The organism is Dehalogenimonas sp. THU2 (genome assembly GCF_039749495.1).
Lineage (GTDB): Bacteria > Chloroflexota > Dehalococcoidia > Dehalococcoidales > Dehalococcoidaceae > Dehalogenimonas.
Map to the genome: position 1 here is coordinate 18,189 of NZ_JBDLLU010000016.1, position 11,766 is coordinate 29,954.

The 11,766-nt window shown below is 54.6% G+C and carries 17 protein-coding genes, 1 tRNA gene and 1 pseudogene; 15 read left to right on the forward strand and 4 right to left on the reverse strand.

Features of this window, described 5'->3' with window-relative positions; all coding sequences use genetic code 11:
• Positions 1 to 696: a response regulator transcription factor gene (locus tag ABFB09_RS08460; protein WP_347001081.1), complete on the reverse strand. Its 696-nt coding sequence runs from the start codon at positions 694 to 696 to the stop codon at positions 1 to 3.
• A gap of 93 nt (positions 697 to 789) precedes the next feature.
• On the opposite strand from ABFB09_RS08460, the gene ABFB09_RS08465 reads away from it, so the two are divergent.
• From ABFB09_RS08465 to ABFB09_RS08510, 10 genes are all read left to right on the forward strand, one after another.
• A complete protein-coding gene (locus ABFB09_RS08465; protein ID WP_347001070.1) occupies positions 790 to 1,362 on the forward strand; it encodes a rhomboid family intramembrane serine protease in 573 nt (190 codons plus the stop codon).
• A gap of 225 nt (positions 1,363 to 1,587) precedes the next feature.
• On the forward strand, positions 1,588 to 1,968 hold the full coding sequence (locus ABFB09_RS08470; RefSeq protein WP_347001082.1) for a response regulator: 381 nt from the start codon (positions 1,588 to 1,590) through the stop codon (positions 1,966 to 1,968).
• Positions 1,969 to 2,058: 90 nt separating this feature from the next.
• Entirely contained in the window at positions 2,059 to 2,748 is a 690-nt protein-coding gene (ispD, locus tag ABFB09_RS08475; protein ID WP_347001071.1) for a 2-C-methyl-D-erythritol 4-phosphate cytidylyltransferase, read from the forward strand.
• A gap of 1 nt (position 2,749) precedes the next feature.
• The gene (gene ispF / locus ABFB09_RS08480) at positions 2,750 to 3,226 is read left to right on the forward strand and encodes a 2-C-methyl-D-erythritol 2,4-cyclodiphosphate synthase (protein ID WP_347001072.1); all 477 of its coding nucleotides are present in this window, start codon (positions 2,750 to 2,752) and stop codon (positions 3,224 to 3,226) included.
• A gap of 53 nt (positions 3,227 to 3,279) precedes the next feature.
• Positions 3,280 to 4,953, forward strand: coding sequence for a cysteine--tRNA ligase (cysS, locus tag ABFB09_RS08485; RefSeq protein ID WP_347001073.1), 1,674 nt, complete (start codon positions 3,280 to 3,282; stop codon positions 4,951 to 4,953).
• Between the two features lie 67 nt (positions 4,954 to 5,020).
• Positions 5,021 to 5,320, forward strand: coding sequence for an autorepressor SdpR family transcription factor (locus tag ABFB09_RS08490; protein WP_347001083.1), 300 nt, complete (start codon positions 5,021 to 5,023; stop codon positions 5,318 to 5,320).
• Positions 5,320 to 5,991, forward strand: coding sequence for an SdpI family protein (locus ABFB09_RS08495; RefSeq protein WP_347001074.1), 672 nt, complete (start codon positions 5,320 to 5,322; stop codon positions 5,989 to 5,991). The genes ABFB09_RS08490 and ABFB09_RS08495 overlap by 1 nt, the downstream gene beginning before the upstream one ends.
• Before the next feature lie 22 nt (positions 5,992 to 6,013).
• Positions 6,014 to 6,229: a hypothetical protein gene (locus ABFB09_RS08500; RefSeq protein WP_347001075.1), complete on the forward strand. Its 216-nt coding sequence runs from the start codon at positions 6,014 to 6,016 to the stop codon at positions 6,227 to 6,229.
• Entirely contained in the window at positions 6,226 to 6,540 is a 315-nt protein-coding gene (locus ABFB09_RS08505; protein ID WP_347001076.1) for a YbjQ family protein, read from the forward strand. Before ABFB09_RS08500 ends, ABFB09_RS08505 begins: the two co-directional genes overlap by 4 nt.
• A 61-nt stretch (positions 6,541 to 6,601) precedes the next feature.
• Positions 6,602 to 6,677, forward strand: a tRNA-Ala gene (locus ABFB09_RS08510).
• 500 nt (positions 6,678 to 7,177) lie between these two features.
• Here ABFB09_RS08510 and ABFB09_RS08515 read toward each other — a convergent pair.
• Positions 7,178 to 7,396, reverse strand: a pseudogene (locus ABFB09_RS08515) (zinc ribbon domain-containing protein); the annotation flags it as partial.
• On the opposite strand from ABFB09_RS08515, the gene ABFB09_RS08520 reads away from it, so the two are divergent.
• Complete coding sequence (locus ABFB09_RS08520) at positions 7,367 to 7,996, forward strand: hypothetical protein (RefSeq protein ID WP_347001077.1); 630 nt, start codon at positions 7,367 to 7,369, stop codon at positions 7,994 to 7,996. The pseudogene ABFB09_RS08515 and the gene ABFB09_RS08520 overlap by 30 nt on opposite strands.
• Before the next feature lie 258 nt (positions 7,997 to 8,254).
• Here the strand turns inward: ABFB09_RS08520 and ABFB09_RS08525 are convergent, their stop codons facing one another.
• Together ABFB09_RS08525 and ABFB09_RS08530 are read right to left on the reverse strand one after the other, a co-directional pair.
• Positions 8,255 to 9,187 carry an ImmA/IrrE family metallo-endopeptidase gene (locus tag ABFB09_RS08525; RefSeq protein WP_347001078.1) on the reverse strand — a complete coding sequence of 311 codons (933 nt, stop codon included), beginning with the start codon at positions 9,185 to 9,187 and terminating at the stop codon, positions 8,255 to 8,257.
• Positions 9,184 to 9,585: a helix-turn-helix transcriptional regulator gene (locus ABFB09_RS08530; protein WP_338739182.1), complete on the reverse strand. Its 402-nt coding sequence runs from the start codon at positions 9,583 to 9,585 to the stop codon at positions 9,184 to 9,186. Before ABFB09_RS08530 ends, ABFB09_RS08525 begins: the two co-directional genes overlap by 4 nt.
• A 161-nt stretch (positions 9,586 to 9,746) precedes the next feature.
• Here ABFB09_RS08530 and ABFB09_RS08535 point away from each other — a divergent pair, with 161 nt between their 5' ends.
• From ABFB09_RS08535 to ABFB09_RS08550, 4 genes are all read left to right on the forward strand, one after another.
• Positions 9,747 to 9,983, forward strand: coding sequence for a helix-turn-helix transcriptional regulator (locus ABFB09_RS08535; protein WP_338739180.1), 237 nt, complete (start codon positions 9,747 to 9,749; stop codon positions 9,981 to 9,983).
• Positions 9,973 to 10,194, forward strand: a complete 222-nt coding sequence (locus tag ABFB09_RS08540) for a hypothetical protein (RefSeq protein ID WP_338739178.1) — start codon at positions 9,973 to 9,975, stop codon at positions 10,192 to 10,194. The genes ABFB09_RS08535 and ABFB09_RS08540 overlap by 11 nt, the downstream gene beginning before the upstream one ends.
• A complete protein-coding gene (locus ABFB09_RS08545) occupies positions 10,194 to 11,294 on the forward strand; it encodes a hypothetical protein (protein WP_347001079.1) in 1,101 nt (366 codons plus the stop codon). Before ABFB09_RS08540 ends, ABFB09_RS08545 begins: the two co-directional genes overlap by 1 nt.
• Before the next feature lie 7 nt (positions 11,295 to 11,301).
• The coding region (locus tag ABFB09_RS08550) for a DUF3854 domain-containing protein (protein ID WP_347001080.1) at positions 11,302 to 11,766 on the forward strand (465 nt) is incomplete at its 3' end.

An 11,766-nucleotide genomic window follows, 5' to 3' on the forward strand; every position in this document is an offset into this window, starting at 1 on the left:
TCACTCCTCGAATTTATAGCCGACGCCGCGCACCGTTACCAGATGCGCCGGATTGGACGGATCGGCTTCCACTTTTTGCCGCAGCCAGCGGATATGGACGTCCACCGTTCGGGTTTCTCCCGGATAATCATAACCCCAGACCCGGTCCAGCAGGCTATCCCGGCTGAACACCTGGCCACGGTTGGTCATTAAAAAAAACAAAAGGTCGAACTCCCTGGGCGTAAGGTCGACAATTTTTTCCCCGACGGTCAATACATGACGGACCGGATCGAGCGTGATATTACCGGACGTGAGCACCCCCGCACCGGCCCCGCCCAATGGTTGATTGCGCGCCAGTTCCCCCCGGCGTAGCATCCCCTTGACCCGCGCCAACAGCTCCCTCATGGAAAAGGGTTTGGTAAGGTAATCATCCGCCCCCAGCTCCAGCCCCAGCACCCGGTCTATCTCCTCGGAACGGGCGGTCAGCAGCAGTATGGGCGCCGTGCTCTCGCGTCTGAGAAGGCGGGTTAGTTCGAACCCGTCCATGCCCGGCATCATGACATCCGTAATAACCACATCGGGCTTTTCCCGCCGGATGATCTCCAGCCCCCGGTTGCCGTCGGCGGCGGTGAACACCACGAAACCTTCCTTGCCGAGGTTGTACTTCAGCAATTCAGAAAGAGTGCTGTCGTCTTCAACGACGACTATCTTGGCCATATGCCCCAGTATAGAGCTTGAACGCGGCTGGCGGCAACTCATCCCGTATCCGATTTGCCTATCAACCCCCAAACCCCGTATCATGTGAAGGTTATGTATCAACGCTACGGTCAGCCGGTGTGGCAGCAACCGCTATTTGTCCTCATCGGAGTCAACATCCTCGTCTATATCCTGACGATCGGGGTGCCCTCACTGGTGGTCCAACTGGGCATCATGCCGGCGGTTTTCCTGAGTGAGCCCTGGACGGCGGTCACCAGCATGTTCGTTCACGGCAGCCCATCCCACGTGATTTTCAACATGCTGGCGCTTTACTTCCTGGGCAGCTTCACCATCCAATTGGTCGGCGAGCGGACGATGCTGGCCATCTACTTCATCGGCGGCGTCGTCGGCAGCCTGTTCTTCTGGCTGCTGGGTCCGGCCAACGCCGTCGCCGTTGGTGCTTCCGGCGCCATCTTCGCCCTGGGCGGCACGCTCGCGGTGCTGCGGCCTATGACCCGGGTCATAGTTTTCCCCATCCCCATCCCCATGCCGCTGTGGATCGCTATCATCGGCGGTGGTGCCCTGATATCACTGGTGCCGGGTGTGGCCTGGGAGGCTCACCTGGGCGGCCTGTTGACCGGCATCGGCGCTGCGCTGATTATCACCCGCGGCAAGCTGCGCTTCTAACCGTTTCTCTGACTGAACAATTTTATTTACCCTTATTACCTTTTTATTATATTATCACACCGTTATTTGGACTTTAGTCTTCTATTCCTTATTTTATTTCAAATCAAAATCATGATTTTTATTAATCCCCTATTGACATTTGTCAACTTCGAGTTAAAATATAGAATGACCATTCACTCAATAGGAGAGCTTTAACTCGTTTTACCTAAACGCCGCATATTAATCATCGACGATGAACCTTCTATCTGCGAGATATGCAAACGGGTGCTCGCCGGGTGCGGCCTGTCGGTGGATTGCGCCTGCGACGGCCGGGACGGACGCCAACTGATTGAAATAAATGCGTACTACCTCATCATTCTCGATATCCGGATGCCCGTCAGTTCCGGAAAGGACTTCTTCCGCTACCTCAAGACGGAGCGTCAGGAACTGATCGACTGTGTGCTGCTGACCAGCGGCGACCTGATGAATGACGACACAGAGGCATTCGTCCGGTCCTCCGGCCGGCCGTTCCTGCCCAAACCCTTCTCCCCGGATGAATTGAAATCCGCGGTCGGCAAACTATACCTGTCACTGCATCCCGGCACCGCGGACGTCAACTTCATTTAATCGTTTTTCTTAAGCCCTTTAACCCCATCCCCTCCGGACTAATACTTTGGTACGTAGCGCGCTCATCCCCCCATGCCTTATAATACGTTCATGTTTAATAATCAAAGAGTAGCCGCAATCATCGCCGCCGCCGGTTCCAGCGAGCGCATGGAGGGAATCGACAAGATATTCACCAACCTTGGTAATCGACCGGTGCTGGCGCGGACGGTCTATCCCTTCGAGTGCACACCCCTCGTCGACCGCATAGTGGTCGTCCTCAACGAGAACAATCTGGCCGCCGGGGAAAAACTGGCCGAAAACGTGAAGTGGCGCAAGGTGACCGATATCGTGGCCGGCGGCGCCCGCCGCCAGGATTCGGTGATGAACGCCCTGAAAAAACTGGAAAACGATGTCGAATGGGTCATCATCCACGACGGCGCCCGGCCTCTGCTTCGCGTGGAGCAGATAGAAGAGGGACTCAAAGCCGCCCAAGCCAGCGGCGCCGCGGTCTGCGCCGTGCCGGTGACCGACACCATCAAACTGGCTAGCGAAGATCTTTCGATCAGGGAGACACTGTCCCGGGAATACCTGTGGGCCGCTCAAACGCCCCAGATCTTCCGCTATGACCTCATCCGTCGCGCCTACGAAACCGCCACCGAAACCGCCACCGACGACGCTTCTCTGGTGGAACGCCTGGGTGTGCCGGTTAAGCTGTACCGGGGATCTTATGGCAATATTAAAATTACCACCCCGGAAAGTTTAGCCGCCGCGGAGATGCTGTGGCGGAGAAGCGGAGAGTAACATGAGCGTCAGAATCGGCATCGGTTACGACGTCCACCGCCTGGCCCCGGACCACAAGCTGGTACTAGGGGGCGTGGAGATCCCCTTCAGCCACGGACTCATCGGCTGGAGCGACGCCGACGTGCTGACCCACGCCGTCATGGACGCCCTGCTGGGCGCGGCGGGGTTGGGAGACATCGGCGCTCACTTCCCGCCCGGCGACCCACAGTACAAAGGCATCTCCAGCCTGATACTGTTGGAACGCGTCGGCGGTATGCTCAAAGAGCGCGGCTGGCAGGTCGGCAATATCGATGTCATCATCGCCGCCGAGCAGCCCAAACTGCGCCCTCACATCGACGCCATGTGCCGGAACATCTCGAAAACACTGGGCATCGATGCCGGCTCGGTCAACGTCAAGGCCAGCACCTCTGAAGAACTCGGCTTCGTCGGCCGTGAAGAAGGGCTGTGCGCCTGGGCGACGGCATTAATCGAAAAATAAACTCTCGCGCCGGGTCGTAACTCTCGACTCGTGACTCGCGATTCGGGACGCGTATGAAAATATCCAACACCCTCTCCGGCCACAAAGAAGAATTCACGCCTGAAGGCGATCCGGTCAAGATGTACGTCTGCGGCATCACGCCGCAATCGGCGGCCCATATCGGCCACGCCATGAGCTACATCAACTTCGACGTCATCCGCCGTTACCTTATATACAGCGGTCGGGGGGTCAAATACGTCCAGAACTTCACCGACGTGGATGACAAGATCATCGCCAAGGCAGTGCCGCTGGGACTGACACCGCTGGCGCTGGCCGACCGCAACATCGCCGAATTTCAGGCAGACATGGCCTCGCTCAACATCATGCCCGCCGACGCCTATCCCCGCGTCACCGGTGAGATCCCCTCAATCATCGAACTGGTGACAGGCCTCGTCGACAAGGGTTTCGCCTACGAGGTCAAGGGCTCGGTCTATTTCCGGGTGAGAAAACTCGACGACTACGGCAAGCTGTCCCACCGCACCCTGGACCAGATGCGGGCGGGGGCGCGCATCGAGATCGGCGAGGACAAGGAAGACCCCATGGACTTCGTGCTCTGGAAGGCAACCAAGCCCGGCGAGCCTTCCTGGGATTCGCCGTGGGGTAAGGGCCGTCCCGGGTGGCACATCGAGTGCTCGGCGATGAGCCGTAAATACCTCGGCGAGACCATCGACATCCACGGTGGCGGCGCCGACCTCATCTTCCCTCATCACGAGAACGAGATCGCCCAGTCGGAAAGTTTCACCGGCAAAAAGCCCTTTGTCCGCTACTGGCTGCACAACGGCCTGCTGCAGCTCGGCGGCGAAAAAATGAGCAAGTCGGTCGGGAACCTGATCACCATCAAGGATTTCCTGGCGAAGAATTCCGCCGACGCGCTTCGTATATTTGTCTTGGGCTCGCACTACCGCAGCCCGCTGACCTTTTCGACAGAGGTCATCGATGGGGCGGAGAAAGGGGCGCAGCGGCTGATTCAGGCGATAAAAGCCGGTGTTTCTGGCCGTGAAAAGGTCGATTTCGATGCCGCCGCCTACCGCAAACGCTTCGTTGAGGCCATGGACGATGATTTCAACACGCCACGAGCCTTGGCGGCTCTGTTCGATCTGGCGCGGGAAATCAACCGCGTCGAGGCAGACGGGGGCGATGCCTCAGCGGCCAAGACGTTACTTAGAGACCTATCCAGTGTGCTAGGCTTGAAACTGACCGCCGCCAAACCCGCCGACGATGGTGGCATTATCATAACCACGGTTACCGAGGTCTATCGAGAACTCGGCCGGAAAGCCCCAAATTGGGAGGGTGATACGACAAGAGCGATGGCCGACGTCTTGGCCTTACGCGCCGAATTAAGGAAAAATAAAGACTTCATAAGCGCCGATCTATTACGTAAAAAACTTGAGATGATCGGTGTTTCTCTTAAAGACGGTGGTACCAGTGCTTGGGTTTCTGGTATATTCATCACTCCGGTCTTTTCCGATAAACCTAGCCTACCTTCATTCAGTTGGGATGCCATCCCTGGCGCCACGAGTTATGAACTCATGGTTTCCACGTCTCCAAGCTTAGAAACAATCGTTGGTCACATTACCACTCCCGTCCCGGTTTATGAGTGGAGCAATCCACCCCTCGCTGCCAATACAACATATTATTATCAAACAAGAGCCATTATTGGCACCACCTGGGAGTACAAACCCCGATAATTCGCCCTTAAACTTGACAGAAATTGCCGGCAGGGGTATCATTTCGGTAGTTGGCGAATTACCGAATATGAGCGAAAGTGTCTATAAAGCCCTGGCCGATATCACCCGGCGGCGCATTTTGAAGCTGCTGGGGGAACGCCCCATGACGGCCGGGGAAATCTCCGACCAATTCCACCTGGCCAAGTCCACCCTGTCCGGGCATTTTAACGTACTTAAGGCGGCTAACCTGATCCAGGAAGAACGGAAGGGCGCGGTCATCCTTTACAGCCTGAACCTGTCAGTCGTTGAGGAGACTCTGGTGGCGCTCATGGATCTGCTGCAAATCGGCAAACCTGTCAATAATGGGAAGGGAGAAGAGAAGGGGTAATGAAGATCACCTGGCGGAGTGAGGCGCTGAGCCTGATCCTGATCCTGGCGATGTTCGCCATGTCGGCAATTACCTGGCCCATAGCTCCGGACAGTATCCCGATACACTGGGATATCACCGGCCAGGCCGACGGTTTCGGCGGTAAATTCGAGGGGTTATTATTGACACCCTTGATGACGGTTGGTATCTACCTGATGTTGCTGTTCATCCCCCGCATCGATCCGAAACGAGCTAATTACGATAAATTCGCCGGTGTTTACCGGATCATCCGGACCATCATGGTTGTTTTTATGGCCGCACTGCACGGCGTCATCATCGCCTCGATCCATGGTGTCGATATCAACGTCGGCACGGCTGTCATGGTTATGGCCGGTATCATGCTCGCCGTCCTGGGCAACTATTTCGGCAAACTGAAACCCACCTGGTTCGTCGGCATCCGCACCCCCTGGACGCTCACCAGCGACCTGTCCTGGAAGAAGACGCACCAGCTCGGCGGCAAGATCTTCGTGGTGTTCGGTATACTGATGGCGCTGGCCGGGATCATCGGCCAGGACTGGTTTTTCTATGTGATCTTCGGGTTGTTCTTCGCCGCGATTATGTTCCTAGTGTTCTACTCTTACATCGTCTGGAAATCCGACCCCGAACGGGGTAACGGTCTCAAGAAATCCTGATGAACGGTATACGGGAGGCATTATGAAAAAACTGGGGCTCGGCCTGTTCCTGGTGGCTGTGATCGCCATGATAGGCAGCATGGTTTGGGTCATGATAGATGAGGCGGACCAGACCCCCTGGGTAGTCATCCTCATCACCGCTGCCTTTTTACTCGGCACCGTATTTCTACTGGCTCAGGCTATTATCGACAGGCAGAAACAGAAAAAACAGGAAGATTTTAAGGAGGTAGACAATTGATCATCGTCACATCACCCACCATCCCCGGCAAGAACATCGTCAAAACCATCGGACTGGTCAGGGGTTCGACCATCCGGGCCAAGCACATCGGTAAGGACATCATGGCCGGTTTCCGCGGCCTGGTCGGCGGTGAGATCAATGAGTACACCCAGATGATGGCAGAGTCCAGGGAAGAGGCGCTGAAACGCATGATCGCCGACGCCGAGAAACAAGGCGCCAACGCCGTCATTTCACTGTCTTTCGGTACCGCCATGGTCATGCAGTCCGCGGCGGAGACCATCGCCTACGGCACCGGCGTCGTCATCGAATAACACGTAATTTTCCGTTTGCAGAAATCGGGACAGATATGATATATTTCATATCTGTTCTCGTGGGGCCGTAGTTCACTTGGGAGAACGATTGACTGGCAGTCAAAAGGTAGAGGGTTCGATCCCCTCCGGCTCCACCAAGATTATCAATAGGTAGAACCGCGTCATAACCTCCACCATCCGGTCCAACCACGATGGGGAGTTTGTATTTAACCCTTACAAATTGTCCGTCAGTATTTATCTCGCGGACAAACGACCTGAGGAAAGACTTTCTTTCGGTCAGGCTCGAATCGACTAAAAGTTGCCGCAGATCTCGGGCACGCCTCTTAACTGCGTCAACATTGACCAACTCTACCCCCTCTTTGTCGATTTCCTTCTCGGCCTTGAGACGACTTTTCTCTAGATCCGCTTCCCGACCTCGCAACTCGCCGATTCGTGGCGCGAGGTCATCGACCCCGATTTTACCTGTCTCAAGGGCATCATACAGCCTTGCCAGCCTAGCCCTGGTATCGACCAGTTCGGCATCAATAACGTCAAGCTGTTCCTTCAAAGCACTTGAAGTGGAACGAAGCTCCTCGTTGGTGAGGATGGCCATTTTTTCCATATTTTCATCGGTCAGCACCCGTGTCCTCAGTTCGTGGACGATTTGACGTTCCAGCTTTTCCTTGGGCAACATCCGCACATCACAAGCGTCTTTGCCCTGCTTGGCGCCTTTCGAGCAAAGGTAGTAAAAATGTCGACCTGATTTAGCGCTATGACCGGTCATCGCCGCGCCACACCGGCAATGAAACAGACCACTCAATAGATAAAAACTCGGAACCGTCCTGGGATGGGTAATCTGCGGCTTATTTTGAGCCATTTTATGTTGAACCGATATAAACAATTTCTGCTCGATCAAACCCGGCCACGCGTTTTCCACTCTTACCGGTTTCTCGCCGCAACGACGCACCATGCAACCGGGTCGGTCCCCCCAGACCAGCGTACCAATATAAGCCTCGTTGGAGAGTATCTTATAGATGGTGGTCCTGCCCCAGCGCTGACCGCGTTCGGTACGCAACCCTTCACCATTGAGAGTCTTTGCAATTTCTTTACATCCCATGCCTTTCGAGGACATATCGAATATTCGCCGTACCGTCTGGACAGCGCAAGAGTCTTCAGAATCAGGCTCAAGTTTGTTTCTCATCCGGTCACCGTCTTTGACATGGACAACGTGAAACCCATACGCAGGCTTGCTACCATTGAAAAAGCCCCTGGAGGCGTTTTCGCGCATACCCCGCCGGATGTCCTGGCCAAGGTTGGCACTGTAGAATTCATCAATGGATTCAATGACACCTTCAAGAAGCCGACCGGTCGGGCTGTCATCCACCGGCTCATTAATCGAAATGACATCAATGCCTTTATTACGAAGCAGGGTCTTGTATGTAATCGAGTCGGCACGGCTCCGGGCAAAGCGGTTTAACTTCCAGACCAGGATAGCCGAAAATGGTGGGGTTTTAGTGCGTGCCAGAGCGACCATTTCCTTGAAAGCCGGACGTAAGGCGGTACGCCCGCTTTCCGCTTCGTCGATAAACTCACGAACTATCCGATAGTTGGTCTTGGTGGCGTACTCTCTTATCGACCGGAGCTGCGCCGAAATCGACAGATCTGTATCCTGTTTGTCCGATGAGACCCGTGCGTACAAAGCGACTGTCCTTGATTGATTGTCCATCTCCCCTCCTTAGAAATGCCGGTGAAAACGCTCCAGCTTAACCGGATTAATTTTGTCTATCTGAGTATCGAAAAGGTGGCTATCTTGAATCATCAGCGCCACCATCGCTACCTTCTCTACCTGCCTACTCCGACCAGTCAACGGCTGAGCCAGAGCAGTTAGCCCTCCATCAAAATATTCATTCTCGTCCGTCAGGGTGATACGCCCAACCAGATGAGGACGTCCGGTTTTTACGGTCAGTCCAATCAGCGAACCAGCCAACGCCTTTCTTCCTCTCCTGGGGAACAGCCCATCAAGGCCGTAGACATTCGAGTCAGCGTCATCGTTATTGCTTCCGGTCCAGTAGGTGACCGCCCAGTCATTCCCGTCGGCATCGTCCGGTTCGTACAGAGACCCATAGAAGAACAGTCTGCCGCGAAGCACTTCACCCATACGAAGCAACACCTGGGAGCAGCTCTTGGAATAACCTCGCGAGAGCCTGATAACATCGAATCCGGTTTTGAATACATTGGCACGGAATTCATCTTCCGGCAGCAGTACCGCGGAGGCAAATCGATTGGCGGCAATATGCCGGGCGCTTGTCCTCAGCGGCTTATATGTAGGATACGCTTCGACGAACATGGTTTCCATCATCTCCCTCAACTCATGGAGGATGGTATTCTGAATGCCGCTTGCCGTGTCGTCATGACGATAGTAGAGACATTTCCGGTCGTCGCATATTTCATGGTAACCCCTCAGATTTCGTGGCATGGTTTCCAGACCCTTCAACCGAATGCCTAAACACGTAGCTATTGCCCTGAGCGACCTGAGGTTAACGGGCAGATCTCTCAAATAGATCCGTCTGAACTCATCCGCTTTCTGATCCTCAGTGCAATCGCCGGGACTGCCAAATTTTCCGACCAGGTGATCACAAAAACCACTCAGATCATTGAGTGTCTTCACGCACCTGATCCTGGCAGCAACTTCTTCCCGGTGGCCTTCTCGTACATCTCGACCACGAAACGCTTCACCTCCGGGGTCAGCTTCCCGTTCATCCGGGTGCCTGATTTGTAGCGAGGATCGTTCATGACGTAATTGAAGGCCATCTCCACTTCCTGTTCGTCACTGAGAGTCGGTTCGTTATTTTCCTCGAGATAACCCGCCGCCCGCAGAAGGTCTTTTTGCGTCACCTGATAGACAGACGCGAGACGTTTCATGAGATCTGGCCCGGGCGGGTTTCTCCGGCCTTGCTCAATCTGGGACAAATAAGAGTAAGAGATGCCGGTCTGCTGAGATACGGTCCTCAATGACAACCCTTGTTTTTTTCGCAGCTGTCTGACATAAGTGCCGAAATCTGGCATAGCCCCTCCTTGTTCACAATCATAGCACACACCTGTCATAAATGCAACACTTTTTAAGCAAGGATTTGGCAAGTTTATTCCGATAGAAGTGACATATAGCCCTTGACCGGAGTGGGAGTGATGTTTTACTATTGTGCTTATTTATTCCCCAGGAGTGTCACATGTTCAAGGTGATTTTGAACAAGGACAACCTCGAAAGAGCAATGCTTCGCCAAAATTTGTCACGGAAACTGTTGGCCCGAGAGATCGGACTTTCGGCAAGCTACCTGTCCCGCGTCTTGAACGGCAAACAGAATCCGACAGCTTCGGTTCGCCAGGCTCTACTCCAATATTTCAAAGGCTGTTCGTTCGATGACTTTTTCACTATCCAGGAAGATGGAGCCGGTGATGTCAATTGAAGCCGATATGGAGGATTACGAGAACGGGCTGCGCATACTAGCCCGCATGATCGCAAGAGCTCACCTAAGGGATCTGGCTCAGATGAGAAGAATCAAAACAGAGGAGGAAAGAAATGCCGACCAAGGGAGTCAACCAACTCATCAGGTTGCCGAAGCTGAGGAAGATCAGCCAGGGAATGACAATTTATTCGCTATCCAGGAGGGACGGTGATGTCGACCGAAGCTGAGCGGCAGGTAATGCATCAAGGGCTGAAGATACTGGCCCGGATGATCGCCCAGGTATATCTGAAAGATATGGCCAGGTCCAAGGAAATCGAAATCAAGGAGAAAGAAATGCCGATCAAGGGAGTCACCGAAGTCATCAGGTTACCGAGGCTGGGGAAGATCAGGCTGGGACTTAAGAGAGAGTCCAGCGAGGGCTTCACCTATCCCGTCCCCACCGACTATTTCGTCTGTCCGGATGAAGTGAGGAGGGTTTTCGGCGATAAACCGACCGAGCTTCAAATCATGCTGCCGACCGAAGAACCTCGCCAGTGGGCCAGCCAATACCTGAAGTGTTATTCGGCATACCGGGGCCTCATTTGCCGCGGTGACGGCGAGACGGCGGTAGCCAGGGTAGATATCCGGACCGGCCGCATCGCCACCCATAAGGACCTGGAAACCGAACTTAGAGAGATCACTTGCGACCCCAAGACGTGCGCTTATTACGAATCCGGCCGTTGTAAGAGAGTGATGAACTTGCAGTTTTTGATTCCCAGGTGCCCGGGTTTTGGCGTCTATCAACTCGACACCAGCTCATACCACTCCATCGTCAACGTGAACTCCATGCTCGAACTCATTCAAAGCGTCTGCGGAAGACTGTCGATGATTCCGCTGTCCCTCAAACTTGTGGAAAAGGAAGTGGAGGTGGAGGGCCGGAAAAAGATGGTGCGGGTTCTGTTTCTGAGTGCCGCCTATACCCTGGCCGAAACTCAGAAGTTAGCCCGAATGGCGCCCAGCCAGTCTTTGTTACTGCCGCCGCCGGACAGTGAAGCCCCGGACGACCTTTTCCCCGATGAAGTGATCGGCAAAGATAAGACCAGGCTGGAGGACGGTGTCACCGAAAATGAACTCATTGAGTTATGGGACAGGGCCAAGACCAAAGTCTGGCATCTCGATATCCGCGACCATCAGATCAGGCGGTGGTTCGAGAAACACTGCCATATTGAAGCGGAACTAGACGACTTCAACTCGCCTTTGCCGCCAAGTAAATTTTCCGCCGAGGGGCTGAAGCGTTTTCTGAAGGCAGTACAACGCGACGTCGCTTACTAAGATGATCATGGTAAGAAAAGATTCAAGCGGCCAGTCCGCCGCTGTCGGAGACGTTTTTTCCAAGGCTGTACCCGAGCTTCTGGAGAGTCATTTTAAACATCTTCATGAGCAGAGCGGCCTTGGTCTTGAAATAATCCGGGAGCGGAAATACCGGAGCGTCGAAGACAAAACCGAGCTTGCCAGGCTCGGCTTTGTCCCGGCGCAACAGCGAGTGCCCGGCCTCCTCATTCCACTCTGGGGTGTCGACGGCACAGCCGCGGGCATTCAACTCCGGTCCGACAACCCCCGCACCAACAACCAGGGCAAGACGGTAAAGTATGAGCTTCCGGCTGGATCGGCCAATCGCCTCGACTGCCCGCCTCGATGTCAGAAAGATCTCGGCAATCCGAAGGTGCCTTTATGGATCACCGAAGGGTCGAAGAAAGCTGACGCCCTGGCCGGCCACGGCGCCTGCGCCATATCCGTCACCGGC

Excerpts from the sequence above, each read along its gene's own strand:
- ABFB09_RS08545 (WP_347001079.1), top strand. The coding sequence starts at position 10,194 with ATGTCGACCGAAGCTGAGCGGCAGGTAATGCATCAAGGGCTGAAGATA.
- ispD (WP_347001071.1), top strand. The coding sequence starts at position 2,059 with ATGTTTAATAATCAAAGAGTAGCCGCAATCATCGCCGCCGCCGGTTCC.
- ispF (WP_347001072.1), top strand. The coding sequence starts at position 2,750 with ATGAGCGTCAGAATCGGCATCGGTTACGACGTCCACCGCCTGGCCCCG.
- ABFB09_RS08460 (WP_347001081.1), bottom strand. The coding sequence starts at position 696 with ATGGCCAAGATAGTCGTCGTTGAAGACGACAGCACTCTTTCTGAATTG.
- ABFB09_RS08465 (WP_347001070.1), top strand. The coding sequence starts at position 790 with ATGTATCAACGCTACGGTCAGCCGGTGTGGCAGCAACCGCTATTTGTC.
- ABFB09_RS08535 (WP_338739180.1), top strand. The coding sequence starts at position 9,747 with ATGTTCAAGGTGATTTTGAACAAGGACAACCTCGAAAGAGCAATGCTT.
- ABFB09_RS08490 (WP_347001083.1), top strand. The coding sequence starts at position 5,021 with ATGAGCGAAAGTGTCTATAAAGCCCTGGCCGATATCACCCGGCGGCGC.
- ABFB09_RS08500 (WP_347001075.1), top strand. The coding sequence starts at position 6,014 with ATGAAAAAACTGGGGCTCGGCCTGTTCCTGGTGGCTGTGATCGCCATG.
- ABFB09_RS08530 (WP_338739182.1), bottom strand. The coding sequence starts at position 9,585 with ATGCCAGATTTCGGCACTTATGTCAGACAGCTGCGAAAAAAACAAGGG.
- ABFB09_RS08520 (WP_347001077.1), top strand. The coding sequence starts at position 7,367 with ATGGGTAATCTGCGGCTTATTTTGAGCCATTTTATGTTGAACCGATAT.
- cysS (WP_347001073.1), top strand. The coding sequence starts at position 3,280 with ATGAAAATATCCAACACCCTCTCCGGCCACAAAGAAGAATTCACGCCT.
- ABFB09_RS08495 (WP_347001074.1), top strand. The coding sequence starts at position 5,320 with ATGAAGATCACCTGGCGGAGTGAGGCGCTGAGCCTGATCCTGATCCTG.
- ABFB09_RS08540 (WP_338739178.1), top strand. The coding sequence starts at position 9,973 with ATGTCAATTGAAGCCGATATGGAGGATTACGAGAACGGGCTGCGCATA.